Source organism: uncultured Barnesiella sp. (assembly GCF_946496565.1).
Taxonomy (GTDB): Bacteria; Bacteroidota; Bacteroidia; order Bacteroidales; family Barnesiellaceae; genus Barnesiella; species Barnesiella merdigallinarum.
The window spans coordinates 81095-107387 of record NZ_CAMMHD010000001.1; the positions used below are offsets into that span (position 1 = coordinate 81095).

Annotated in this window: 19 protein-coding genes; 9 read left to right on the forward strand and 10 right to left on the reverse strand. The window is 54.7% G+C overall.

Annotation, left to right across the window (positions count from 1 at the left end):
- Nucleotides 1-16: 16 nt before the first annotated feature.
- A complete protein-coding gene (locus Q1K76_RS00305; protein WP_300130387.1) occupies nucleotides 17-3229 on the reverse strand; it encodes a SusC/RagA family TonB-linked outer membrane protein in 3213 nt (1070 codons plus the stop codon).
- Nucleotides 3230-3440: 211 nt separating this feature from the next.
- On the opposite strand from Q1K76_RS00305, the gene purH reads away from it, so the two are divergent.
- The 6 genes from purH (at nucleotide 3441) to rodA (ending at nucleotide 10761) form a co-directional block, all read left to right on the forward strand.
- Nucleotides 3441-4964 carry a bifunctional phosphoribosylaminoimidazolecarboxamide formyltransferase/IMP cyclohydrolase gene (gene purH / locus Q1K76_RS00310; RefSeq protein WP_289540404.1) on the forward strand — a complete coding sequence of 508 codons (1524 nt, stop codon included), beginning with the start codon at nucleotides 3441-3443 and terminating at the stop codon, nucleotides 4962-4964.
- 28 nt (nucleotides 4965-4992) lie between these two features.
- Entirely contained in the window at nucleotides 4993-6012 is a 1020-nt protein-coding gene (locus Q1K76_RS00315) for a rod shape-determining protein (protein WP_087408191.1), read from the forward strand.
- A gap of 114 nt (nucleotides 6013-6126) precedes the next feature.
- Nucleotides 6127-6972, forward strand: coding sequence for a rod shape-determining protein MreC (gene mreC, locus Q1K76_RS00320; protein WP_087408190.1), 846 nt, complete (start codon nucleotides 6127-6129; stop codon nucleotides 6970-6972).
- Nucleotides 6965-7483: a rod shape-determining protein MreD gene (locus Q1K76_RS00325; protein ID WP_300130191.1), complete on the forward strand. Its 519-nt coding sequence runs from the start codon at nucleotides 6965-6967 to the stop codon at nucleotides 7481-7483. The genes mreC and Q1K76_RS00325 overlap by 8 nt, the downstream gene beginning before the upstream one ends.
- Nucleotides 7467-9329: a penicillin-binding protein 2 gene (mrdA, locus tag Q1K76_RS00330; RefSeq protein ID WP_300130192.1), complete on the forward strand. Its 1863-nt coding sequence runs from the start codon at nucleotides 7467-7469 to the stop codon at nucleotides 9327-9329. Before Q1K76_RS00325 ends, mrdA begins: the two co-directional genes overlap by 17 nt.
- Nucleotides 9310-10761: a rod shape-determining protein RodA gene (rodA, locus tag Q1K76_RS00335; protein WP_300130194.1), complete on the forward strand. Its 1452-nt coding sequence runs from the start codon at nucleotides 9310-9312 to the stop codon at nucleotides 10759-10761. Before mrdA ends, rodA begins: the two co-directional genes overlap by 20 nt.
- Nucleotides 10762-11274: 513 nt before the next feature.
- On the opposite strand, the gene Q1K76_RS00340 is transcribed toward rodA, so the two are convergent.
- From Q1K76_RS00340 to Q1K76_RS00365, 6 genes are all read right to left on the reverse strand, one after another.
- Nucleotides 11275-12474, reverse strand: coding sequence for a PDZ domain-containing protein (locus Q1K76_RS00340; RefSeq protein WP_087408186.1), 1200 nt, complete (start codon nucleotides 12472-12474; stop codon nucleotides 11275-11277).
- Nucleotides 12475-12594: 120 nt separating this feature from the next.
- Entirely contained in the window at nucleotides 12595-13059 is a 465-nt protein-coding gene (locus tag Q1K76_RS00345) for an energy transducer TonB (protein WP_300130196.1), read from the reverse strand.
- Between the two features lie 34 nt (nucleotides 13060-13093).
- The gene (locus Q1K76_RS00350) at nucleotides 13094-14368 is read right to left on the reverse strand and encodes a M56 family metallopeptidase (protein ID WP_300130199.1); all 1275 of its coding nucleotides are present in this window, start codon (nucleotides 14366-14368) and stop codon (nucleotides 13094-13096) included.
- 21 nt (nucleotides 14369-14389) lie between these two features.
- Nucleotides 14390-14752: a BlaI/MecI/CopY family transcriptional regulator gene (locus Q1K76_RS00355; protein WP_087408183.1), complete on the reverse strand. Its 363-nt coding sequence runs from the start codon at nucleotides 14750-14752 to the stop codon at nucleotides 14390-14392.
- A 315-nt stretch (nucleotides 14753-15067) separates the two neighbouring features.
- On the reverse strand, nucleotides 15068-15418 hold the full coding sequence (locus Q1K76_RS00360) for a hypothetical protein (RefSeq protein WP_087408182.1): 351 nt from the start codon (nucleotides 15416-15418) through the stop codon (nucleotides 15068-15070).
- Nucleotides 15419-15429: 11 nt separating this feature from the next.
- Entirely contained in the window at nucleotides 15430-15750 is a 321-nt protein-coding gene (locus Q1K76_RS00365; RefSeq protein WP_300130201.1) for a septum formation initiator family protein, read from the reverse strand.
- Nucleotides 15751-16039: 289 nt separating this feature from the next.
- Between Q1K76_RS00365 and Q1K76_RS00370 the strand changes: the two genes are divergently transcribed.
- Nucleotides 16040-16591 carry a DUF4251 domain-containing protein gene (locus tag Q1K76_RS00370; RefSeq protein WP_300130204.1) on the forward strand — a complete coding sequence of 184 codons (552 nt, stop codon included), beginning with the start codon at nucleotides 16040-16042 and terminating at the stop codon, nucleotides 16589-16591.
- A gap of 223 nt (nucleotides 16592-16814) precedes the next feature.
- On the opposite strand, the gene Q1K76_RS00375 is transcribed toward Q1K76_RS00370, so the two are convergent.
- Nucleotides 16815-19712 carry a pitrilysin family protein gene (locus Q1K76_RS00375; RefSeq protein WP_087408179.1) on the reverse strand — a complete coding sequence of 966 codons (2898 nt, stop codon included), beginning with the start codon at nucleotides 19710-19712 and terminating at the stop codon, nucleotides 16815-16817.
- Nucleotides 19713-19842: 130 nt separating this feature from the next.
- On the opposite strand from Q1K76_RS00375, the gene Q1K76_RS00380 reads away from it, so the two are divergent.
- Nucleotides 19843-20532: a hypothetical protein gene (locus tag Q1K76_RS00380; RefSeq protein ID WP_300130207.1), complete on the forward strand. Its 690-nt coding sequence runs from the start codon at nucleotides 19843-19845 to the stop codon at nucleotides 20530-20532.
- Nucleotides 20533-20654: 122 nt separating this feature from the next.
- On the opposite strand, the gene Q1K76_RS00385 is transcribed toward Q1K76_RS00380, so the two are convergent.
- Nucleotides 20655-21899 (reverse strand): hypothetical protein, encoded by a 1245-nt coding sequence (locus tag Q1K76_RS00385; RefSeq protein WP_300130209.1) that lies wholly within the window; start codon nucleotides 21897-21899, stop codon nucleotides 20655-20657.
- Nucleotides 21886-22614: a type III pantothenate kinase gene (locus tag Q1K76_RS00390; RefSeq protein WP_300130211.1), complete on the reverse strand. Its 729-nt coding sequence runs from the start codon at nucleotides 22612-22614 to the stop codon at nucleotides 21886-21888. Before Q1K76_RS00390 ends, Q1K76_RS00385 begins: the two co-directional genes overlap by 14 nt.
- 687 nt (nucleotides 22615-23301) lie before the next feature.
- On the opposite strand from Q1K76_RS00390, the gene Q1K76_RS00395 reads away from it, so the two are divergent.
- Complete coding sequence (locus tag Q1K76_RS00395; RefSeq protein ID WP_300130214.1) at nucleotides 23302-26286, forward strand: TonB-dependent receptor; 2985 nt, start codon at nucleotides 23302-23304, stop codon at nucleotides 26284-26286.
- Nucleotides 26287-26293: the final 7 nt, after the last annotated feature.

Genomic DNA, 26293 nt, shown 5'->3' on the forward strand with positions numbered 1-26293 from the left:
ATGTCGTGTTTGAAGGTTAGAAAGTTACAGTGAGTCCCCCTCCGTAGCTCGAGGTCTGGGGCAGGGAGAATCGCTCGAAGGTACCGCTCATGTTGTTGTTGCCCTGCGACGACTCGGGGTCGAGGTTGGGCATCTTGGCCCACAGCAGCACGTTGCGGGCAAAGGCAAAGAGCGAGATGTCGAATATTCCGACGCGGGGGAACTGGTATTTGACGGTGAGGTCGCGCAGTTTGAAGAACGAAGCGTCGTAGATGTACGACTCGTCGATGTTTCCCAGCACGTCGGCATAGAGGGTCTCGTAGGCTCCGGCATCGTCGGCTCCGCCCCGCACGATGTCGTTGGGGGTGCCGTCGGCCTTATAGCCGGGATAGACGAAGGGGGTGGTGCGCTCTTCGGTCTTCTTGCTGATGCCGTAGAGGTCCATCAGGCCGTTGGTGCCCGAATACATGTCGCCGCCGTGCCGCCATGAGAAGGTGGCCGAGAGCGAAAGCCGCTTGTAGCGGAACGAGGTGTTGATGCCCATCGTGAAATCGGGGGCGCACTGCCCGATGACCTGCGGGTTGCCCGAAGCCATGGGCATGCCGTAGGTAGCGCTGTTGGGGTCTTCGTCAACCAGGATGCGGCCCTGGCTGTCGCGCTTGAAGGCGGTACCGTAGATGACCGGGTAGTAGTCGCCCACACCGGCCCGGACCTGCGGCGTGACGAAGCCGCCGAGGAAGATGTTGGTCACACCAGGAGCCAGCTCGTCGACCCGGTTGCGGATGACGGTGAAGTTGACCCCCAGGTCCCAGGTGATGTCGGCCGTGGAGTAAATCTCGCCGTTCAGCTCTATCTCGTGGGCGTCGGTGTGTATCTTACCGCCGTTGGTCACGTATTGGGCGGCGCCGGTCGAACCGGCCAGCGGCACGGGGAATATCTGGTTCTTGATGTTCTGCCGCGAGAAGGTGTAGCTGGCGGCAAGCCGGTTGTGGAAGAGCCGCAGGTCGAATCCCGCTTCGAACGAGTTGGTGTTCTGTGGCGTCAGGTCGGGGTCGTACAGCTCGGCATAAGGCACATAAGCGGTAATGCCGTTGAGGGGGTAGAGTATGGGCGGATTGCTCCAGAAGCCGCCGGTATAGCTGGGGGTGACGTAGTAGTTGTTGTAGTAGCGGCCGGCCTGCCCTACCTGGGCAAACGAGCCCCGCACCTTGGCAAAGGTGAGGACGGGGTTTCCCCGCAGAGGTTCCAGTTCGGTGAGCACATAGGCTACCGACACCGAGGGGTAGAAGAAGGCGCGGTGGCCGCGGGGCATGGTCGACACCACATCTTCACGGCCGGTGACGTTGAGGTAGGCCTGGTCGCGCCACGAGAGGGTGGCGTTGCCGAAGAATCCCACCGTGCGGGCCCGCAGTACCGAGGTCGATGCGCTCTGTATCGCGGTGTTCTGTATCGTGGGGTTGCCGCCGAAGTTGAAGCTCTGGCCGTAGTCTTCGTAAAAGGCTTTGTTTTCCTGGTTGATTTCGTTGCCCACCATGGCCGTGAGGTGCCAGTCGTCGGTGATGTTCATCTCGTAGTTGACGGTAAAGAGCGAGTTGAAGATGACGTTGGTCACGCCGTTCGACTCGATGCTGCCGGCCTGCCCCTGCGAACCGTATTCGTAGATGTTTTTGTAGCGCGAGGTGTAGGCGTCGATACCGATTTGCCAGCGGGTCGAGAGTTTTTTGTCGCTGCTCCAGTCAATCCGGGGGGTATACTCGACAAAGGTGTTGCCGAAGAAGCGGTGCGTGTTCTCGTTGAACGAGTTGTGCCGCGTGGCCCAGTAGGGGTTGTTGAAGGTGAGCGAGCGGTAGTTGATTTGGGTATAGGGGTCTTCGGGCAGCGCGTAGGGAATGCCCCGCAGGTTGTAGCTGGGCGGTGCGCCGTAGACGGCACCCAGCACGCCGCTGTTGGCGGTGGGGGCCTTGTCGATGTTGTTGCGCACGAAGTTGGCCGAGAAGCCGGTCTTCCACTCTTCGCTAAGGTTGACCTCGGCCATGCCCCGCACCGAGTAGCGGGTGAGGCCGGTCGAGGGAATCACGCCGTCCTGTTGGGCGGTGCCGATACCGAACGAGTAGTTACCCTTCTCGAACCGCTGGCTGATGTTGAGCGAGGTGTTGAAGGTGACCCCCGTGCGGAAGAAGTCGCCGATGTTGTCGTAGACGTCGGGGGCTACCCAGGGATTTTCGCCCGCCTGGGCCAGCTGGGGCACATAGTAGAGGCCTTGGGTCCCCGAGGTGTCGTAGTTGTTCAAGGCCGTGGCCACGTTGCCGCCATAGGTGGGGTCGTCGGGCAGAGCATCGATGCGGGGGCCCCAGCTCATCGACGAGGTGGGGTCGAACCGTTGGGCCTGCTGCGAGTCGCTGTAATAGCCTTGGGCCCACTGCTTCTGCACCTGCGGGCGGCGCGACAGCGTCTCGGCACTGAGGTTGGTGGTGAAGGTGACGTGAGGTCGCCCGATCGAGAGCCCGCGCCCGCTCTTGGTGGTGATGACCACCACACCGTTCGAGGCCCGGATGCCGTAGAGGGCGGCCGCCGCCTGCCCCTTGAGCACGTTGATGCTCTCGATGTCGTTGGGGTCGATGTCGATGGAGCGGTCGGCAATGTCGGTGCCGCTCACGCTCTGGCCGGTCGAGAAGTCGGGGGTCGACTGGATGGGCATGCCGTCGACCACATAGAGCGGGGTGTTGTTGCCGGTAAAGGAGCGGGCTCCCCGGATGACCACTTGCGACGAGGCCCCCGGCATACCGCTCGAGGGTACAATCTCCACGCCCGACAGTTTGCCATGCATGGCGTCGGAGAGGCCGGTGGTACCCGCCTTGTTCAGTTCGTTGCCTTTCAGGTCCTGGGCGGCATAGCCCAGCCCCTTGCGGTCGCGCTTCATACCCAGGGCGGTGACTACCACCTCGTCGATTTTGTGGTCGGCATTCTCGAGTACGATCTCCATGCGGTCGGCAATGGGAACCTGCCGGGTAGCCATGCCCACGTACGAGACGGTCACCTCGCGGGCCGAGTCGGGAACCCGGAGGGTAAAGTTGCCGTCGAGGTCGGTACTGGTGCCTATCGAGGTACCCGGTACGAGTATGGTGGCCCCGATGATGGGTTCGTTGTCGTCGGCAAAGATAACCTGGCCGGTGATGGTACGCTCTTGTGCCCCGACGACGGAAACCGCACAGGCCAGCAGCGCCAGAAATAGACTTAGTTTTTTCATAATCGTTCTCTTTTTTCGGGTTAAAGAGTATGTTTTTTTGAGAAAGGATAACGAGCGCGCCTCCCCTTTTGTTCGATATTCGTAGGCGATAACCTTGTTAAAAGAGAGTCCTATAAAAAGATTTGGCTCTTGATGAAAAACTTTCGCCGATTATGCAAGGCAAAACCTATATATTTTTGTATTTTTGTGGCAAATTTATATGGTGTAATGCTTTATGCTTGAAAATAAGAAAATTAAAACAGCTCTTGTCTCGGTTTTTCATAAAGATGGCTTAGACGAAATTTTGAAACTCTTACATGCCGAAGGAGTAGAATTTATCTCGACCGGCGGCACGCAGTCGTTTATCGAATCGCTGGGAATCCCTTGCGGTGCAGTCGAGGACCTGACCGGTTATCCCTCTATTCTGGGCGGTCGGGTAAAGACCCTTCACCCCAAAGTGTTCGGCGGAATCCTCAACCGTCGGGAGAATGAAACCGACCAACAGCAAATCGCTCAATACGAAATACCTTCGATCGATCTGGTAATCGTCGACCTCTATCCGTTTGAAGAGACGGTAGCTTCGGGTGCCGACGAGAGCGCCATCATCGAGAAGATAGATATAGGCGGTATCTCGCTCATCCGGGCCGCTGCCAAGAATTACAAGGATGTAGTCATCGTGGCTTCGAAAGCCCAATATGCCCCGCTGCTCTCGCTGCTGAAAGAGAAGGGTGCCAACACCTCGCTCGAAGACCGCCGCTGGTTTGCCAAAGAGGCATTCGCTGTGTCGTCGGGCTACGACAGCGCCATCTTCAACTACTTCGACGGTGGCGAAGGCTCGGCCTTCCGCTATGCCGGCAACCACGCCAAGGTGCTGCGCTACGGCGAGAATCCCCACCAGAAGGGTGTATTCTATGGCAACTTCGACGAGATGTTCGAGCAACTCCACGGCAAGGAGATTTCGTACAACAACCTGCTCGACATCGATGCAGCCGTTTCGCTGATTTCGGAATTTGACGAGACCACCTTCGCCATTCTGAAACACAACAACGCCTGCGGTCTGGCCTCGCGCGACACGCTGCTCGAGGCTTGGAAAGATGCCCTGGCCGGCGACCCCGTATCGGCTTTCGGCGGTGTGCTCATCACCAACCGTCCGGTCGACAAGGCTACGGCCGAGGAGATGCACAAAATCTTCTTCGAGGTGTGCATCGCTCCGGCTTACGACCCCGAGGCCCTCGCCATTCTGGAGCAGAAGAAAAACCGCATCGTGCTCGTGCAGAAACCCTTCCAGGCTCCTGCCCGTCAGTTCCGCTCGCTGCTCAACGGCGTGCTGGTACAAGACCGCGACCTCTATCGCGAGAAACCCGAGGAGCTGCGCCAGGTAACCGACAAGGCGGTAACTCCTGCCGAAGTCGAAGACCTGCTGTTTGCCAACAAGATTGTAAAACATAGCAAATCGAACGCCATCGTACTGGCCAAGAACCGTCAGCTCTGCGCCAGCGGTATCGGTCAGACCTCGCGTGTCGACGCCCTGCGTCAGGCCATCGAGAAGGCCCGTTCGTTCCACTTCGATTTGCAGGGAGCCGTGATGGCATCCGATGCCTTCTTCCCCTTTGCCGACTGTGTGGAGATAGCCCACGAGGCCGGGGTAAATGCCGTGATACAACCGGGCGGTTCGATTCGCGACAACGAGTCGGTCGACTATTGCAACAAGAACGGCATGGCTATGGTGATGACCGGCATACGGCACTTCAAACACTAATATTAAACATTAAAAAAGAATAGTCAATATGGGATTGTTTTCTTTCACGCAGGAGATAGCCATCGACTTGGGTACGGCCAATACGGTGATTATCCACAACGACAAGATTGTGGTCGATGAGCCGTCGGTGGTTGCGTTGGACAAGCGTACCGACAAGCTGCTGGCAGTCGGGGAAAAAGCTCGTTTGATGTATGAAAAGACTCATGAGAACATACGCACGATACGCCCCTTGCGCGACGGTGTGATTGCCGACTTCTACGCTGCCGAGCAGATGATTCGCGGCATGGTGAAGATGGTAAGCTCGAAGAGCCACTGGTTTTCGCCCTCGCTGCGTATGGTGATAGGTATCCCTTCGGGTAGTACCGAAGTCGAGATTCGTGCCGTGCGCGACTCGTCGGAGCATGCCGGCGGCCGCGACGTCTACATGATTTACGAGCCTATGGCTGCCGCCATCGGTATCGGTCTCGACGTGTTGGCTCCCGAGGGCAACATGATTGTAGATATAGGTGGCGGTACGACCGAAATCGCCGTGATTTCGCTGGGCGGTATCGTGTCGAACAACTCGATACGGGTAGCCGGCGACGACCTGACGAGCGATATTCAGGAGTACATGGGTCGCCAGCACAATGTGAAGGTGGGCGAGCGTACGGCCGAGATGATCAAGATCAACGTCGGTTCGGCTCTGACCGAGCTCGACAATCCCCCCGAAGATTACGTGGTGCACGGTCCCAACCGCATGACGGCCCTGCCGATGGAGGTACCCGTTTCGTATCAGGAGATTGCCCACTGTATCGAAAAGTCGATTTCGAAAATCGAGGCTGCCGTACTCAACGCCCTCGAGCATACCCCCCCCGAACTCTATGCCGACATCGTGCGCAACGGTATCTGGCTGGCCGGTGGCGGTGCCCTGCTGAGAGGCTTGGACAAACGGTTGACCGACAAGATAGGTATCCCCTTCCGCATTGCCGACGATCCCCTGCATGCTGTGGCCAAAGGCACGGGCGTGGCTTTGAAGAACATAGACCAGTTCTCGTTCCTCATCCGATAAGAGCGGACGACGAGAGGGCCGGGTTGTCCCGGCCGGGTATGACAAGTATAGAGACGAGTTACAGAGGCCGAAAAAGCCTTTGTAACTCGTTGTTGGTAGACAAACGAGGAAACAATGCGCAATTTGATCGATTTTTTGTGGCGACATAGCTCATGGATTGTTTTTGCATTCTATGTGGTGCTCAGTTGCGTCTTGTTGTTCGGGCGCAATCCCTATCAGCGCAGTGTCTACTTCTCGTCGGCCAACCGGGTGGCGGTGGTGGTCTACGACTTGCAGTCGGAGGTCACCTCGTATCTGGGCTTGCGCCAGGCCAACCGCGACCTGCAGCTGCGCAACGGTGAGCTCGAGATGGAGGTGGTCAACCTGAAGGAGCAGCTCAACAGCTACCGGGCTGCAGCGGGCAAGGATACGATTCCGGCCGACTCGGTGCTGCACGACTACGATTTCGTGGTGGCTCGCGTGGTGAACAACAGCGTGGCCCAGACCAACAACTACATCACCATAGACAAAGGGCGTGCCGAAGGCATAGAGCCCGAGATGGGGGTGGTCGACCAGAACGGTGTGGTGGGCATCATCAACGTGGTGGGCGAGCATCATGCCGTGGCTATCTCGGTGCTGAATCCCAAGTTGCGCCTCAGTTGCAAGGTGAAGGGGAGCGACTACTTCGGGTCGCTGGTGTGGGACGCCGTGAGTCCCCGCTATGCCGTGCTCGAGGAGATGCCCCGTCATGTCGAGTTCGCCCCGGGCGACACGATTGTGACCAGCGGCTACTCGTCGGTATTCCCCGAAGGGTTGATGATTGGAGTCATCAGCGACTACAAGAAGCAGCGCGACGACAACTTCTATGCGCTGCGGGTGAAATTGAGTACCGACTTCAGCTGTTTGGGATATGTGCGCATCATCTCGAACCGCATGAAAGAGGAGCAAGACCAACTGGAAAAGGAGGCCCGCTATGAGTAACTGGCTGCGATACCTGTTTCTGTTTATCGTCATGGTGCTGTTGCAGGTGACGATTGGCAACGACATACATCTGTTTGGGGTAGCCATACCCTTCTTTTACATCTACTTTATTTTGCGGCTGCCCTTGTCGCTCTCGATTAACTGGACCCTCACGCTGGCTTTTGTGCTGGGTCTCACAATCGACATCTTCAGCAACACGCCGGGTATGAATGCCCTCGCGTGTGTGGTGATGGCGGCTTTGCGCAAGCCGGTGTTGAGCCTCTATACGCCGCGAGGCGAAGATTATGCCGAGGCGATTCCGTCGATTCGCAGCTTCGGCATGTCGCTCTATGTGCGGTATCTCCTCACGCTTTCGCTCTGTTTCTGCGTGGTGCTGTTTCTGGTCGAGTCGTTGAGCCTGCTCAACGTCGGGCGGCTTATCCTTCGGGTCGTAGCCAGTACCGCACTGACGTTTCTGGTGGTTTTGGGAATGGACAGTTTAACGAAGACCGGACGTGAGAAAAGATTATAAGCTGGCCAAACGCAAATATGTAATCGGGGGCATCGTGCTGGCGGTAGCCTGTATCTACATCGTGCGCCTCTTTTCGTTGCAGGTACTCAACGACGATTACAAGCAGTATGCCGACGGCAATGCCTTCTTGAAAAAGACCCAATATCCCTCGCGAGGCCTCATCTACGACCGCACCGGCAAGCTGCTGGTGTTCAACCAGCCGGCCTACGACGTGATGATGATTGTGCGCGAGGTGCGTCCCTTCGATACGCTCGACTTCTGCCGCACGTTGGGTATCACCCGCGAGCAGTTCGACAAGCGCATGGAGGACATGAAGAACCCGCGGCTCAATCCCGGATACTCCTCCTATACGCCCCAGACTTTCATGACACAGCTCTCGGCCCAGGATTATGGCCGCCTGCAGGAGAAGCTCTACCGATTCCCCGGCTTCTTCATCCAGAACCGCATGCTGCGCCAGTATGCTTACCCCGTGGCGGCCAATGTGCTGGGCAATATCCGCGAGGTGTCGCCCCGCGACATCGAGCGCGACGACTACTACAAGCGGGGCGACTACACGGGCGACCTGGGTATCGAGCGGTCGTACGAGCAGGTGCTGCGCGGCGAGAAGGGGGTGGAGATTCTCTTGCGCGATGCCCACGGCCGCATCAAGGGACGGTATGAGGATGGCCGCTACGACGTGGCCCCCGTATCGGGTAAGAACCTGAAGCTCTCGATCGACATCGAGCTGCAGGCCTATGGCGAGAAGCTGATGCAGAACAAGATAGGTGCCATCGTGGCCATCGAGCCCTCGACGGGCGAGGTGCTGGCCATGGTCTCGAGCCCCACCTACGACCCCTCGATGCTGGTGGGGCGCGAACGGGGCAAGAACTACCTGAAGCTGAATCGCGACAAATACAAACCGCTCTACGACCGGGCGCTGATGGCCGCCTATCCGCCGGGCTCTACCTTCAAGCCCACACAGGGGCTCATCTTCCTCAACGAGGGTATCATCACCGATAACACGCTCTATCCCTGCTACCACGGTTTCGTGGCGGGACGGTTGAAGGTGGGATGCCACGGGCACGCTTCGCCTCTGGCGTTGAGGCCGGCCCTGCAAACCTCGTGCAACGCCTTTTTCTGCTACGGGTTGCGCTCGATGATCGACAACCGCACCAAGTACAAGTCGGCCGCCGAGGCCTTCAACATCTGGAAGGATTATCTGGTCTCGATGGGCTACGGCTACCGGCTGGGCATAGACCTGCCGGGCGAGAGTCGCGGTTTTATTCCGAACAGCAACTACTACAACAACATATACGGCGAGAACCGCTGGAGCGCCCTCACCATCATATCGGTGGCCATCGGGCAGGGCGAGGTGCTGGCCACCCCGTTGCAGATTGCCAATCTGGCGGCCACCATCGCCAACCGGGGCCATTACTACACGCCCCACCTCATTCGCGAGATACAAGACTCGATCATCAGTGCCGAGTATACCACCCCCAAGCACACGATGGTCGACGCGCACTACTACGACTATGTGGTCGAGGGTATGCGCATGGCGGTGACCGGCGGTACCTGCCGCATCGGGGCCATTCCCGGAGTCGAGGTGTGCGGCAAGACGGGTACGGCTCAGAACCCTCACGGCAAAGACCACTCGGCCTTCATGGGGTTTGCTCCCATGAACAACCCCAAGATTGCGATTGCCGTGTATGTCGAGAATGCCGGCTTCGGGGCCACCTACGGCGTGCCTATCGGGAGCCTGATGATGGAGATGTATCTGAACCGGGAGATTGCCCCGGAGCGGAAATATCTCGAAGAACGTATGTTACAGTCCAATACGATTATTTACAGTGGAGTCAAGAAGCACTAACATATGGCGTTCGATCGACTGGATGACGGTGATTCTCTACCTCATCCTCATCTTTTGCGGCTGGGTGAGCATCTATGCCGCCAGCTACGACTTCGACAATGCCAGTATTTTCGATTTTGCCGAGCGGTCGGGCAAGCAGCTCATGTGGATAGGGCTCTCGCTTATGCTGGCCTTTATGATTCTGATGGTCGACTTCAGGGTCTATGAAGCCTATGCCTACCTCTTTTACGGCATTCTGATACTGCTGTTGATTGCCACCATATTTCTGGCTCCCGACATCAAAGGGTCGCACTCGTGGCTGGTGCTGGGGCCGGTGAGTTTGCAACCGGCCGAGTTTGCCAAGTTTGCCACGGCGCTCGCCCTGGCCAAGTCGTTCGGGACCTACGGCTTTTCGCTGAAGAACCGGTGCGACCTCATCCAGGCCATCTGCATCATCGTGCTGCCTATTGTCCTGATTATTGCCCAGAAGGAGACTGGGTCGGCTCTGGTCTTTGCTTCGCTCATCTTTGTGCTTTATCGCGAGGGCCTGTCGGGACTCTTCCTCTTCTACGGGCTGTGTGCCATCGTTTACTTTGTGGTGGCGGTCAAGTATTCGGGCCTCATGTGGGGGAGTGTGGCGGCCGGCGAGGTGCTGGTGTTTATCCTCATCTTCCTGGTGGTGGCCGGTATGCTGTTGCTCTATCAGAAGAACGGACGGGCTGCCCGGTATCTGCTGTGGGGCTATCTGGCCGTAGGGCTGGTGTGCGGTGTGCTGCTCTACTTCGACGTGCCGGTCAATCTGCTCTATGTGTGCATAGGGGCTACGGTGGCTACGACGGTGTATCTGCTGGTGCTTTACTTCTCGACCCGCTCGTTGCGCGTGCTCACCATACTGGCTACGGCGCTCGTGTCGGTGGTTTTCCTCTTCTCGGTCGACTATGCCTTCAACGAGGTACTGGAGCCTCACCAGCAAAAGCGTATCAAGGTGGCACTGGGTATGGAGGAGGACCTGCGGGGTGCCGGCTATAACGTGAACCAGTCGAAGATTGCCATCGGGTCGGGCGGCTTCTGGGGGAAGGGTTTCCTCAACGGTACGCAGACCAAACTGAAGTATGTGCCCGAGCAGGATACCGACTTTATCTTCTGTACCATCGGCGAAGAGGAGGGATTCTGGGGAGCTGTGGGGGTGATTCTGCTCTTTGTGACCCTTATCTTCCGTCTCATTGCTATCGGTGAGCGACAGCACTCGGCCTTTGGTCGGGTCTACGCCTATTGTGTGGTGTCGATACTCTTTTTCCACCTGGCGGTGAATGTGGGTATGGTCATCGGGTTGTGCCCGGTGATAGGGATACCTTTGCCCTTCTTCAGCTATGGCGGCTCGTCGTTGTGGGGATTTACCATTCTGCTCTTTGTGCTGTTGCGTATCGATGCGTCGCGCACCGAGCGCCATTAGTCCTGTCGGTTCCCGGTCATGCCCTTTTTGCCAGGCGTTGGTTGTGAGTCGCAATAGTTTCTGTACAGAATTTTTTTTGAGAGTTGGGATGGCCCATTCTATCGGAGTTGTACCGTATTTTTGAGCTTCAAAAATAGGAGATTGAGAATGTTAATTTTTAACCCCTCTTATGCACTTTTTAGAAATTAGTTTTATATTTGTAAGGTGAAGTTTGCATTATAGAGCTGATAAAATAGTTTAGGTAATTGGGAAAGGGGACAAAAAATCCTACGAAGATAGGATGATGGCGTTTGCAGCTTCTCGAGAGTTTTGGTTGCACAGATGCAGATCGGGAGTATAGAGGAGTTCCCCGTTTTATGCCATCGAATAGAGGGAAACCGATCGGCTCGCCTCGAGCAGTGTAAACGATAAAAACCGGCAGGCAGGGTTGCTTGCCGGTTTTTGTTTTCAGTCGTTTTGTGTTGCTGTTGAGTAGCTTTTTGTATTGTCTTTGATTGGGGGCTCTTTGCGGGGTCAGATAATCTGGTCGTGAATGAAGAGTCGGTAGGTGACGGTTTTTCCGTCGGCCTTTCGTACCGTATACCGGGTTTCGCCTTTGAGACCCAAACCGTTTCGTTGCTCCTCCCAGGTTATCTCTTTCACCGGCCGACCGTTTATGGCTATGATGGTGTCGCCTATTTCGATGCCGGCCCGCTCGGCGATGCCGCCTTGATAGAGGCCGTTGACAATCCAGCCGTCACCGATGTCGGTGCGGTCGACGGTAGCCATGTGCGAGAGCGACGACCGGGAGTAGGTGCCTTCGTTTTGGTTGCGTTTTACCCAAACCGAGGCGTGGAGCGGGTCTATCACTATATCGTAGAGCGACCAGATTTCGTTGCCGATGATACCCACATAGGGGCGGTTGGACGATAAGGCCCCTTTCTGGTTGAGTGAGCAGTCGATGACCAGATTGTCGAGCGTATCGGCCAAGCAGAAGCGGGAGGCTCTTAGCGTGATGTCTTCGGAACCGCCACCCACGCCGCCGGCTTGTGTGCGGAAATAGGCTTTGGGTACCTGGTCGAGGTGAAGTGCCGAGGAGCTCTCGTTGGTGAGCGAGACGGTGGAACCACTGCCCAAATCCATACGGAACCAGCCTTCTACCACGTTTGCCGAGTCGATTTGCAGGCGTGCCTTCACGTCGATGCGGTTCTCTTCGAATCGGGTTTCGAGCTTGTGGTAGCCGGCAAGCGAGTCGGGCGGGAGGGGCTCGGCCAAAGGCGCGATGTAGCTCTCGCTGAAGTTTATCATCAAAGGAGCCTGCAACAGGTGGGTGTTGCCCAGCAGACCGTCGATGTATCGCCCCAGAATATCGCGTAACCCGATGATGGGGGTTATCTTGTTCTGGTAGTCCAGTTTGCCGCACCTGATTTTAATCGGGTCGATGAAGATGTCGACCCGCTGCGGGTCGCTGTTGCCGGCACCGCCCATGCGGGCCGTACCTTTGCGTCCGAAGGCTTCTTGCAGGTGGTTCAGCTCCAGAAAATCCTTATCGAGATAGAGGAAGTCGGCCCCGGTATCGTAGATAATCGTGACCGGTACGGTATCGTTCAGCGTGGCCTGCAGATAGAGGTGACTGTCGAAGATAAAGGGTATGGCTCCGTCGGGTCGTGCGGCATGACTTTTGGGGAGACACAGAGCCCCCAAAAGGAAGATGAAGCAACTTGTTTTTCTCATAGTGGAAACGAATTGGGGTGTGGTTCGAAATCGGGTATGGCATGGTCGGGGTACGGTTGGTTGGGACCAGCCCCCGAGCCATACTTGGTTTTTGCGATGAATCGGTTTTTAGCGGTTGGCTTATGACAGCTTGAAGCTGACGGGCAACGTGTAGCGCACGTTCACCGGCTGGCCGTTCTGCATGCCCGGTTTCCAGGCAGGGAGGGCACGCACCACGTCGATAGCGGCCTGGTCGAGAAGCTTGTCGATGCTGCGAACGACTTGAATATTACCCACTTTCCCCGTTTTGTCGACCACGAATTGCACAACCACACGCCCCTCGATTTGGCCGTCGATGGCGTGTTGGGGATACTCGAGATTTTCGCTGATAAACTTGAAGAGGGCTTGTGTGCCGCCGGGAAACTCGGGCATCACTTCGGCAACTTCATATACCGAGTCGGTGGGCATTGGGGCCGGAGCGGCCGTTTCGGTGGTGGCCCCGGATTCGTCGGGAGCGGCCGTTTCGGTTTGTTGAGGGTTGGCATTACAGCTGGCCAACAGGAGGCTTACGGAAGCCAGGGCAGGAAATAACAGTTCTTTTTTCATTGCAGTAAAGTTTTATTTAAGGTATACAAATTGGTCAGGATAGTTTGAAGACAATCGGTAAGGTATATCGCACGTTCACCGGTTTGCCGTTCTGCCTGCCCGGTTTCCAGGCGGGGAGGGCGCGCACTACGTCGATGGCGGCCCGGTCGAGTGCCGGGTCGATGCTTCGTTTGACTTGAATATTGTCCACTTTCCCCCTTTTATCGACAACGAACTGGAGGATTACGCGACCTTCGGTCTGGCTGTCGATAGCCTCCTGGGGATATTTGAGATTGTCCCGGATAAACTCGAAAAGGGCTTGGGGCCCACCGGGAAATTCGGGCATCACCTCGGCCACCTCGAATACGGGTTCTTGCTCGGGCACCTCGCGGGGGGTGGCCGTTTGGGGCTGGGCTTCGCCTGTCGTGGACTGTATCGGATTGTCGTTTTGTACTTTATGACCAGACGATTGTCGGCAGCTTTGGCTCCCGACAACGAGCAAGAGGCAGAGAGGCAGCACGAGGAGGTAGCGATACCGCGACCGTGTCGGGGAGGCCCGGCGGTTGATCATGGCGATACGCTCTTTCAGAAACGAATGGCCGAAAGGTATGGCCGAGGCTTGCGGCCGGTTGTCGCGGGCCAAGTCGAGCAGCAGGTATTGGTAGGTGCGCTTCTCAGGCTCGTCGGCCAGTGCGGCGCGGTCGGCCAGGTATTCGAGGTTGAGCCGTATCTCTTTCAGCAGCAGCCAGGCAAGCGGGTTAATCCAGCAGAACGCGGCCACCACCTCGCCCAGCAGAATGTCGAGGGTGTGCATTTGCCGGATGTGCGCCTTCTCGTGTTTGAGAATGGTCGCCCGGGCATCGGGTGTACCGGCCATCGAGGCCGGCAGGAATATCCAGTGGAAGAACGAGCAGGGTTGCATCGGCTCGGGGCAGACGACAATGCGCCAGGCTCCCTCGCGGTACAACCGGCCCCGCCGGCGCAGCCCCACGATGGAGAGCAGCCGTATGACCATGCGCAGTCCCAGCAGCAAGGCTATGCCGCCATAGAGCCAGGCTCCCAGCCGATAGAGGTCGAAGCTGACCGGGGTTTGGGCCGCAGCGGCCGGCGCTATCGATAGCTCGGGCAGTGTGAATTGCAGGGTATGGGGTATGGCGTCGGCCACGGAGGGGAGGCGATAGAGCGGGTAGGTGAGGGTAAACAGCAGGATACCCAACAGCAGCGCCCGCCTCGTGACCAGGTGGGTATTGCGGGCCGAAAGGGCCTTGTAGGCTATGAAAAGCAGCGAGAGTGCGATGTGCACTTGCAGCAGGTAAAGCAGGAAATCCATCGTGCCGTTTTTTTAGTTGGTTTACTCTTTTTCGTGTTCGATCATGGCGATGATCTGGCGCAGGTCCTCTTCAGAGAGTTTGTTCTCTTGGGCAAAGAAGGTGACCATCTCTTTGTAGGAGTTGGAAAAATAGCTCTTGACGATTCCCGAGAGGAACCGCTTTTTATAGTCGTCCTGACTGATGTGGGGCGTATAGAGATAGGTGTTGCCTATCTTCTCGCTTGCCAGGTAGCCTTTGCGCTCCAGGTTCTTCACGACCGAAGCCACGGTGGTGTAGGGCGGGCGCGGTTCGGGCAGTTCTTCCAGAAAGTCTTTGATGATACCCCGTCCCTTTTTCCAGATGACGAGCATCACCTCTTCTTCTTGATGAGTCAGTTTCTCCATTGCTCTGTTTAATCTTAACTACGATTACTTCGCAAATCTACGAAAATTTCGTAGAATAACAAACAAAATAATGGATTTTTTATGGTGCGTATGTTTAATGAGTTGATTTCGTTCTGATTATATTCCTACTTGGGAATACCTCCGGGAAAGGGGATGCCGGATATATTGGGGCGAACGGATGGAGAAGATGGGGGCAACTGGAGAGCGTTCGGGCTGCGACGGTGTACCGCTGTCAGGTAGACAATATGGCACGAACCATCGTTCCGAGTCGCGAGAATCGGAAGGGGGGGAGCGTCTGTGACAGCGCGGTGAGTATCAGTCGTTGCCCTCTTTCTTGGCCACTCGGGGAATGAGAATAGCCGTATAGAGTTGCAGGGCGGCCCCCACGGTGAGCAGCATTACCCAGTCGGGATCGTTGCGAAACATGAAATAGGACGAGGCTACCAGGAAGAGCGACGAGAAGGTCTCGATGTGGAAAAGCCGTTTCAACCGAAAGTTCTTGCCCTTGTAGCGGAAGGTGAGTCGGCAGACGGCCATACCGGCGGCACCGCAGGCATAGAGGTAGGGGACCCACGGCAGTTTGATCATGAACAGAGGCAGAGCTGCCCCGATGATGACAGCGATGGAGGAAACCATAAAGAGCATGTCGCGCGTATGCTGTTTCATGTCGGTAGTATTTAGTGGGTTTGTTTTTTCGGTTCTATGATGTAGATATCTTCGCTGGGTTTACTCATATAATACTGTTCGCGGGCAATTTGTTCGACCTCGTTTTTATCGGTTTTCAACCGTTCGATTTGCTGGTTGTAGTAGTCGGTCGTATCGTTCTGTGCCGCAATCTGTTGCCGCAAGTCGTTGATTTGCCGGTCGTAACGTACCCGCTGGATGCAACTGTTTTCGTCGATAAAGAGAATGAAAATGACAAATACGACCAGAAACGCCTTCCCCAGAGAGAAGTGCTTGCGTACGAATTCGAATATTTTCTTTTTATCTATTTTCATCGAAGCGAAATGAGTATCACCCTATTTTCGGGTAAAAGTACGAAAAATTTTTGGTTCGACCAATCGGCTGGGCTATTCCTGTGAGAAAGAATATTTGGCAGGGTCGAGACCCACTCCTGAGGCATGATCTCGGCTTTCGAGTAAGCATATCTTATTTGAAATTAAAAATGTATAATTTACAGGCCTCTTATGCCTTGTTAATCAGTTGATAACCGTTATTATGGTATACATTTTGCTATCTATGAACCAAACGAAAACCCCGCTTGTCGGGGATTGAAAGGAGAGAACGATGAAAAGAATTGCATTTGTTTTGGCGATGTTTCTGCTGGTATGGGCAGGAAGCGCCTCAGCTCAAGAGCGGGAATTGACCAAGGAGGAGAAAAAGGCTCTGCAGGAGCGTATCGACAGTCTGCAACATGCCGATGCCGAGCGGGCCATTTACGAGAAGGCTTTCACGATGGAGGCCGACCAGGTGATTTTCAAGCACGGAGAGACGGCATTCGTGGCTTCGAATACCAACTTTGTTTCGATTGACGGGGACCGTGCCGTGGTACAGACGGCATTCAACATACCCGTCAGCGGCCTTAACGGCCTGGGCGGTGTGACCGTAGAGGGCAGTTTCTCGAACTACGACCTGCGGAAAGACAAGAAGGGGAACCTGTTCCTTTCGCTCAATGTCATGGGAACCGGTATCTCGGCCCGGGTGGATATTACGCTCTACAACGGCAGCAATCAGGCCATTGTCAACATTGTGCCCAATTTCCACTCCAACAACATTACCCTCAAGGGCATTATCCTGCCGCTCGACAAGAGCCGTGTGTTCAAGGGTTCTTCCCTGTGATGGCGACGGGTGGGGCTGAAGTTGCAGTTGCAGCCCTTGTCCCGGCATACATCTAATTCATGCCCGCCCCGACGGAAGGAGCGGGCATTTTTTGTCTCTTGAGGATTGGCTTGTAAGCTGTAGCCGGTCTCGGCCAGAGAGCCGGAAGATTGGTATCGCCTGAAAAAAGGAAAGGCCCCTGCGATGGCAGGAGCCTTTGCCCGTATGGTTTGCGGCCGGTTGTTTAGAAGCCCGATTCGGAGAAGAGTTTCGATTCGGAAACCTTCACTACCTTGCCGTATTTCTCGAGCGCTTTCACATCGAAATCTTTGGGGTTGCCCACGATGGCCATCACGATGGGTTTACCCTTGATATTCTCGTTGTAGAAGTTGACGATGTCTTCGAACTTGAGCGTTTCGATTTTCTTCATCTTGTCGATGGCGGGGTCTTGGGTATAGCCCATGCGTTTCCAGGCCTCATATACGGCGCTGGCCGAACGGAAGCCGGGTTTGGCACTGAGGATAGACTCCTTGATGTTGGTCTTTACGACGTCGAAGTGCTCGGGCATCGAAGGCATGTCGGTGAGCAGGTTCATGTAGATGTCGATGGCATCGAGGGTCTTGTCGCCCTGGGTACCTACGAAACCTTGGAAGAGAAAGTTGCGACGGGCAACCGAGGGGGTCGAAATCACACCGTAGGCGCTGTAGGCCATGGCCCGTTTTTCACGAATCTCGTCCATGACGAGGCTACCGAATCCGCCTCCGAAGTAGTCGGAGAAGGCTTCGATGGCAATGTCGTCCTTCACGTCGAAGGGTTTACCCTCGATGAAGAAGTAAATCTTACTTTGTGTAGCCTTGCTGTTGGGCAAGAAGAAGATGGTGTTCTCGGCATACTTCTCGCGGGTGCGCAGTTCGGGCGACGAGGAGGGCATCTCCTCGGCTTTCAACGGCAGGTTCTTGCTCAATACGTCGTACACCTCGTCGAAGGGAGCGGTACCCGTGTAGTAGATTTCGCACTCGTAGTTGGTAGCGGCCTGGAACTGGGTGGTGAGGTCGGTAATCGAGAGATCCAGCAGGTCGCGGGTAGGAATGCGTTGCAGGTAGTCGGAGCTGTCTTTGTAGAGCACATACGAAGTGAGGGCTCTCTCCAGCGTGCTGATGTCGCTGTTCTCCATCTGACGCGAACCGAATGCGCTACCGATAAGGCTTTGCAGCTGCTTGTCGTCGAGTTTGGGGAAGAGAATCTGTTTCGAGAGCAACTGGCAGGCTTTCACGAGGTCTTTCTCGTAGCCGTTCATCATCACATACATGTAGTTGTCGTCGACGGCGTAAGAGCAGTTGACGTTGAGTTCGCCCATGGCCCGCTTGATAGCCAGCGGCTCGACGTCGGGCAGCATACCGGCATTGTTCATCAGGGCAACGGCATATTCGAGTTTAGGCATGCGGTGAGTCCCTACGCCATATTTCAGCGTCATGGTGAAGACTTCGTTCTCGGGATTGAAGTTGTAGAACAGTTTGCTGCGCGTGTTGATGCGCTTCTGCTGTATCGAGTTGAAGTCGCAATATTTCACCTCGGGCAGCGGGGCGGGCAGACTTTCTACCCATTTGGCATACTCCGACATTTCGCCCTTCTTCGTCTCGATAGGTTTGTAGGCCGGTTTTTTCAGCTTTTTGCCTTTGCTGTCGAGGTTCTTGGCTTCCTGAATGTTGAGGGCCAGGTAGTTGTCGGTAAAGTATTTCTTGGCCGTAGCCTTTACCTCGTCGAGGGTAACGGCATTTACGCGCTCTTTGTAGTTGAGTATCTCCGAGGGGTCGGAACCCGTGTTGAAGAGTGAGGCCAGAATGTAGGCTTTCGTCTCGTTCGATTCGAGGCTCAGCTCATATTCGCGAATCATGTTCTGCTTGATGGAGTTGAGGATGGTCTCGTCGAACTCGCCGTTTTGCAACTGTTGCAGCGACGAGAGCAGAATCTTCTCGACAGCCTTGTGGCTGTCCCAGCGGTTCTGGTTGGCGTCGAACGAGGGGATGGCGTTGATCATGACGACACCGGCATCGCGCATGGCGTTCTGTCCGGCACCTACGCTCATGATGTCACCGTCGAGTTGCAGCTTGTCGAGGATACCGGTCTTTTGCGAGTTGGAGAGCAGTTCGCAGCAGATTTGCAGAGGTATTTCGTCCTTGTCGTTCGAGGGTACACCGTTGTAGATGAGGGCCAACATGGGGTAGTAGTATATCTTGGCGCTCTTCTCGGTGCGGCCTTTGAACTGGGGCACGGGTTGTTTCTCGCGGTGGATTTCGGCCCGGCGGGGGATACGCTCGAATTTCTCGCGAATCAAGGGGATAGCCGTCTTGGTGTCGACGTTACCCACGAGGATAATCGACATGTTTTGCGGGCCGTACCAGGTGTTGTAGAACTCGATGAGCTTGCTCAGCTGGGGGTTCTTCAAGTGCTCGGGCAGACCGATGATGGGGCGGGCATAGGGGTGGGAGCCGAAGGCCTGCTCGTTGATGAACTCGCCCAGGCGCGAACCGCGGTTGTCGTTGTACATGTTGTACTCCTCATATACGGCCTCGAGCTCGGTCTGGAATCCACGGAATACGGGATCGATGAGGCGCTCGGAGTAAACTTCGAGCCACTTCTCGAGTTGCGAAGGGGGGAACGAGTTGTGATACTCGGTCTGGTCGAAGCCCGTGCTGGCGTTCAGCCCTTCGCCGCCCATGTGGTCGATGAGCTGCGAAAACTCGTTGCCGACAGCATACTGGGCAGCTTCGCGAGTAAGTTCGTTGATCTCCAGGTCTATGGCGTCACGCTTGGCCTGGTCGGTCGTAGCGGCACGCTCATCATACTTGGCGATGATTTTCTCGTAGATAGGTTTCTCTTTTTCCCAATCGAGGGCGTCGATTGTCTGGGTGCCTTTGAACATGACGTGTTCGAGGTAGTGGGCCAGACCGGTATATTGTACCGGGTCGTCGACCGAGCCCACTTTGAAGGCAACCATACCGAATACATCGGGTTTGCTCTTGTCTTCCCAGATGTAAACCGTAGCGCCGTTCCGCAGGGTCATTACACTCAATTGTTGCGCTTTACCGGGGAGCCATAAGAGGCATAGTGCGATAAGGCACAATAGATGTTTGATTTTCATATTGTTAAGTTTTTGTGTGATTAAAATGTCAAAATATTCCTAACCATGTGAGCAAAAGTAGCATAAAATTACTAACTTGTGGACGTTTTTTCGACAAATTTAATTTTTTAATGTCTATAAATTTATTCATATGAGAAAGTTTTTATTTGCCGGAATGGTGGGATTGTTCGCCTCATTATGGCTTAGTGTCAGTGCTCAGGAACCCACGACCATGTGGCCCTATCTGTTTACCGATTTTACCGAAGCCACGCTCCATTTCCGCTCTGGTGAGACGGGCCAGGCGAAGGTCAATATCCACTTGTTGCATAACGATTTGCACTATTTGAATGGTTCGAAAATATTTACTACCGACAATCAGAACGATGTGGCCCGTGTCGTGCTGCCCGACAACCGGGCCTTCGTGCGGTGTGAAAATCTTTACATCGAGGTGTTGGGCGAGACTCCCCAGGCTATTCTGGGCCGCCGTACGACCGGCGACTTCGATCGCTTGGCGCAGGGGACGGGAGCCTATGGTACGTCGTCGTCGACTTCGGCCGTAGACAATCTGTCGAGTCTGCAGATAGGCGGTCTCACCAATCTTAATTACGACCTCATCCGGGTCGAGCGTGAGAATGGCCAGACGCTGCCGCTTTCGGTACGTTTCTGTTTTGTCATCGACGGTCAGCTCTATAACGCCAACAAGCGCACCATCTCCAAACTGTTGCCCGAGGCCGACCAGAAGGAGTTCAACACCTTCTTGAAAAAGAACAAGGTGAAGTGGAACCGGGAGGAGGGTCTGCAGAAGGTGCTCGAGTATATCTCGCCGTTGCTGGCCAAGTAGCGGTGGCGCCTTGTGTCGGGGTGGAGCCTGGCTCCTCCCCAATACAAACTGAATGGAACAACAAAAAAGCGGAACAGGGGATGCCCCTCGTTCCGCTTCTTGTTTTTTATGGATAGTAGATTTTATTCAAACTTGCGTTGCCAGAACCACATCTCGTTGAAGGTAAGGCTCAGTGAAATACGGAAGTGGTCTTCGCTGATGAGCTTGGCCGGCGAGCACTGGCGGTTGATGTATTCGAAGGCTACGTTTACGACCGACTTGTCGGTGGCCAGAGGGAATCCGAAACCGCAGGTGGCACCTATCTCGTTCAGGTCGTTGCCGTTTATCTTCAGGTAGGAGCGGTTGTAGAACAGACCGGCCCGGTAGTTGATGCGTTGCAGATAGTTGCCGCCCATGCTCTTGGGGCGGAATTCGGCACCCAGAGCTACCTTCAGCCGGTTGTTGAATTGCCCGGTCGAGGTCTGCAACTGCCCGGCGTTGAGGTTGATAAACTTGGCATCGGCCCAGTTCTGGTAGGTGACGTCGGCCGCTACGGTGAGTCGTTTGTCGTAGTTGTAGCTGATACCTCCACCATAGGTCGAGGCCAGCGAGTAGTGGCTCTTCATGTTGAGGGTGTCGGCGTCGATAATCGAGCTCGAACTCACATCGTAGGTGCTGGTGTAGGCTTTACCCAGCAGCGCTTTGCCCGGTGAGTAGACGGCACCGAGCGTGATGGTGTGCTTCTTGTTCCACTCGATGGCATATTGTGCGCCGAACTGCAGGTGGTAGTCGCGCACCTTGAGGTCGGTCTCGAATATACCGGTACTTCCGCTCGTGGGAATTACGGTGTTGGCGTTGGTGAGGTTACCGAAGAGGTAACTCACGTTGGCACCGATCGAGAAGCCCTTGAACAGATTTCCGCTCACGCCCACATAGGCTTGCGAGATGTTGCCTTCGCCTGTACGGCTGTCGGAACCGTTGGCTATGGAACTGGCAAACGAATAGCCTACGTTGGAGTAGGGGAGCAACCCGATGCTACCGGCCATGTGGCGGCCCAGAGGGAATTGCATGACGATGTAGTCGAGCGACCCGCTTTGCGAGGTTTCGCTCAGTTCGCCTTCGTGAGTCGTGACGGCCTGGTAGGTAAGGCCTATGTCGAAGAGAAAGGTGAGCGAGTCCATACTGACGTAGGAGGCGGGGTTCATTACGTTGATCTGCCGGTTGTTGTGCAGGGCATAACCTACGCCGCCCATAGCTCGTTGGGCTCCTATGGCATTGTCGCCGAGTATACCGTATCCGAATCGGGAATAGGGCGAGGTGGTGCCGTTTTGGGCCCATGCGACAAGTCCTATCGCCAAACTTATCAAGAGAATTTTATATTTCAGCATTTTCCTGTAATATTCTGTTTAAGCCGGTTAATACCAAATTTTCGTTCACAAAGATGCGACTTTTTATTTTTGCAGCCAATTTTAAGGCATCTCCCCCTGTTAAAAAAACGAAAAGGTCGGGGTAAATCTCGTTGAGACGGGCCATGTAGCCTTCGATTTCATAGGCCACGCCCAGCGTGGCGCCGGCCCGCATGGCCGTCTCGGTGCTGAAGCCAATCTCGGGAATCTCGCCCGAGTCGCTCACCAGGGGCAGCTTGCCGGTGTGCTCGTGCATGGCGAGCAGCCGCAGCCTGATGCCGGGGGCTATGTTGCCGCCCACAAAGGTGCCGTCGGCCGTGAGCAGGTCGTAGGTGACACAGGTGCCGGCATCGACGATGAGCACCGGCCGGCCGGGACACTCCATCGAGGCTCCCACCACGGCCGCAATGCGGTCGAGGCCCAGGGTGTGCGGGGTGTGATAACCTATGCGCACCGGTATCTGCGACGTGTGGTCGAAGCGTACGAAGCAGCGCACCCGTTGCTGCAAGAGCTTCAGAGCTTCGGGGTCGGGGTCGGTAACGGTCGAGAAGATAGCCGCATCGACTGCGTGGGTATCGAGAAACCGCGTCACTTCATCGGGGCCCCATTTCGGGTAGAAATCGACATTTTGTAATTGGCCGGCCCGAAAAAGTGCCATTTTGGTTACCGAATTTCCTTGATCGATAATAAGATTCACTGCTCAAAATTTTAGACAAAAATACAAAAGAGAATGCGTATGGAGGCACTTGCCGCTCATTTTTTTCATAGAATTATACCAACGGGGCTATTTTGTCTATCGCCTGTTGCTTTTTCCTCCTCGATTTGTCGGGAGGGCAGGCGGGCAATTGTAGATACTAATCTGTTAATAGAATAAACTTTTTGAGTTAAATTTTCGATAAGATTAGCGCAGTTTGGTGATAATACGGTGGTAATGGTCGTGTGTTTAATGTTTATTAACAAATGGATTATTCTCCGGTTTGTGCATATTTGTGGCAGAAAAAATGCCTCTTCTATATGGTTGTATCTTAATAAGTTAGTTGTGCTGTGAAAAAATGTATACGGGCCATTTCGGGAGAGCTGGACAATGGCTTTGTCAAAAAGAAAGGCGATGTGGGTAATTTTCTTTCAAATTGAATTTCATATTGTCGTTTTTTTTCTATCTTTGCATGCTGAATACTTCAATAAGAAGTGTGAATGAGAGTGATTCTCATAGGTTCAATTTAAGGTTTATATTATAATAAGGTTTAAAAGAAGAGGAGTTTTAAGAGTTAGTTTAATTGCAAGGAGTGTAATGTAAAAGTCCGGCCGTAACACGCCGGGTGTGTAAAGAAAGTAAAAGAAAGAAGAAGGAATAAATCGTTTATTTAAATTTAATTTCAGTCGTATGAGAAAATTAACATTGTTATTGTGCGCTCTGTTGGCTGGCATTTCGTTAGCGGTGGCTCAGACGAGCATCTCCGGTACGGTATTGACAGCAGAGGACGACGAGCCGGTTATCGGTGCGTCTATCTTGGTGAAGGGCACGAACGCTTCTACCATTACCGATAATGACGGTAAGTTTTCAATCAAAATTCCCGAAGGAGCCGGGCGAACCCTGGTGATTACCTACATCGGAATGGAGAGACAAGAGGTATTTGCCCGTAATGGCATGGTAGTAAAATTGACTTCGAGCGATCAGGCTCTCGACGATGTGGTTGTGGTAGGTTACCAAACCATCCGTAAAGAGGCCAAGACCGGTTCTATCGCCACGGTGAAAGGCGACGACCTGGCTTCGATTCCCGAAACCTCGGTCGATAAGATGCTCTCGGGTAAGATGGCTGGTGTGTCGGTTTCGTCGACCAACGGTCAGCCGGGTTCTGCCGCTACGATTCGTGTGCGTGGTACCAGTTCTATCGGTGCCGGTAGCGACCCCTTGTATGTAGTCGACGGTATTCCCGTAGAGAGCGGTAATACCGGTGCTCTCTCCAACAGTATGAACGCCATCGCCATGATCAACGCCAGCGATATTGCCTCGGTAACCGTGTTGAAGGATGCTGCCGCAGCCTCTATCTACGGTTCGCGTGCTGCCAACGGTGTGATCTTGATTACCACCAAATCGGGTGAAGCCGGTAAGTCGAAAGTTACTGCCCGCGCTCGTTATGGTGTCACTACGCTGGCCAACGACAACGACTTCGGTATGGCCAACCTGCAAGAGTATATCCAATATCAACGCGATGCCCGTATCAACGCCGGTTACGACGTAGATAACCCCGCATCGGAATATTACTTCCCCCTCTCGCTGGCTGCCAAAGGCGGTACGAACTGGATGAAAGAGTTGACCCGCAACGGTAGCTTGCAAGAGTATGAGCTGATTGCTTCGGGTGGTACCGGTAAGACTACCTATTATACTTCGTTGTCGTACAACAAGACCGAAGGTATCGTTCCCACCGTAGGTTTCGAGAAGATGCAGGTTCGTGCCAACCTCGATACCGAGCTCAACAAATGGTTGAAAGTGGGTACCCGTATCAACGCCGGTTACATGAAAGTTTCGGACGTAACGAACAGCTTGATCGGCGATAGCGGTCTGGCTCCCTCGAACCCCTTCTATTCGGGTATGGCTCTGGCCCCGACGATGCCGGCTTACAACGAGGACGGCAGCTACAACTTCGACCTCCCCTTCGTGTTCAATATCAACCCGCTGGCTGCTATCAAAGGCTCGGACAAATATGACAAGCAATACAAATTCAACGGTACGGCTTATTTGGAGTGGAAACCCATCAAGCAATTGACCTTCCGCACCAACAACTCGGTTGAGTATGCCTATACCAACAGCCGCCAGTTCTCGCCGTCATTCATCAACAAAACTTCGTTTGGTGCATCGCTGAATACGGCCGATGTGCAATATCGTCTGTTGACTACCTCTAACACGGTTACTTACGACGACCTCTTCAACGACGTTCATTCGTTGAACATCATGTTGGGTCAAGAGGCCAATACCTATGAATACTCCCACAACCAAGCTATATCGTATCACGTAAACGAGCAACGTCCTTACCACTCGGTAGGTGTTTCGGTCGAAGACCAAACGGCCCACGACGGTCTTACTCAAACGGCCATGGTTTCGTTCTTCGGTGTAGCCGAGTATAGCTACGACGGTCGCTACTACATCAAAGGTTCGCTCCGTACCGATGGTAGCTCCAAGTTCGGTCCCGATCGCCGCTGGGGTACCTTCTGGGCAGCCAGTGCATCGTGGAACATCCACAACGAGGCTTTCATGCAAGATATCAAGAATGTACTGAATGTATTGAAACTGCGTTACAGCTACGGTGTGAACGGTAACGACAACATCGCCGCTTATGCTCACTACGGTCTCTACTCCGACATCGTTTACAACGGTATCACCGGTCAGCTCCCCTCGCAGCTGCAGAACCGTAAACTGACTTGGGAAACCAACAAGACTCACAACATCGGTGTTGACTTCCGCTTGTTCGACCGCTTGAGCGGATCGATCGACTGGTATACCCGTCGTACCGAGGACATGTTGATTGCCTCGCCGCTGCCCTATACCACCGGTTTCTCTTCGCAAGCTCAAAACGTAGGTCAAATCCGCAACAGCGGTATCGAGGTTCAGTTGGATGCCGACATCTTCAACACCAACGACTTCAAATGGTCGGCCGGTGTGAACTTTGCCGCCAACCGTTCGAAAGTGCTCGAACTGGCTCCGGGTCAGGACTTCATCGGAACCTCGCTGCGCTATGTAGTAGGTGAGCAACTCTACACCTACTGGTTGTACGACTACGCCGGTGTGAACCCCCAAAACGGTAACGCTCTGTGGCGTAACGAAGAGGGCCTGTTGACCGAAAATTCGCAAGAAGCTCGTCGTATCAATGCCGGCTCGCCCGAACCTCTGTGGACCGGTGGTTTCAACACCGAGCTCTCTTGGAAAGGTCTCTCGCTGGGTATCCAACTCGAAGCCCGTTACGGTAACAAGGTGTTGAACCAAGACCGTTCTTTGTTCGAATCAGACGGTTACTATGGCGACCAGAACATCTGGAAAGGTGCCTTGAACTATTGGAAACAACCGGGCGACATGAACGTATTGCCGAAACCGGTATACAACAACTCGAGCAACAGTATGCAAACCTCTACCCGTTATCTCGAGGATGGTAGCTACCTGCGTATCAAAGACATTACCCTGGCATACAACTTGCCTTCGAAGTGGACCAAAAAGGCCCTCATGAGCGGAGTGCGCATCTATGCCAGCGCCCTTAACCTCTATACGTTCCACAACATGAACTACTGGGATCCCGAGCACGGTACCACCGGTGCTACCGTCATCAGCTACCCGATGACCCGCTCGATGATCGTAGGTGTGGACATTACTTTCTAACCCTTAA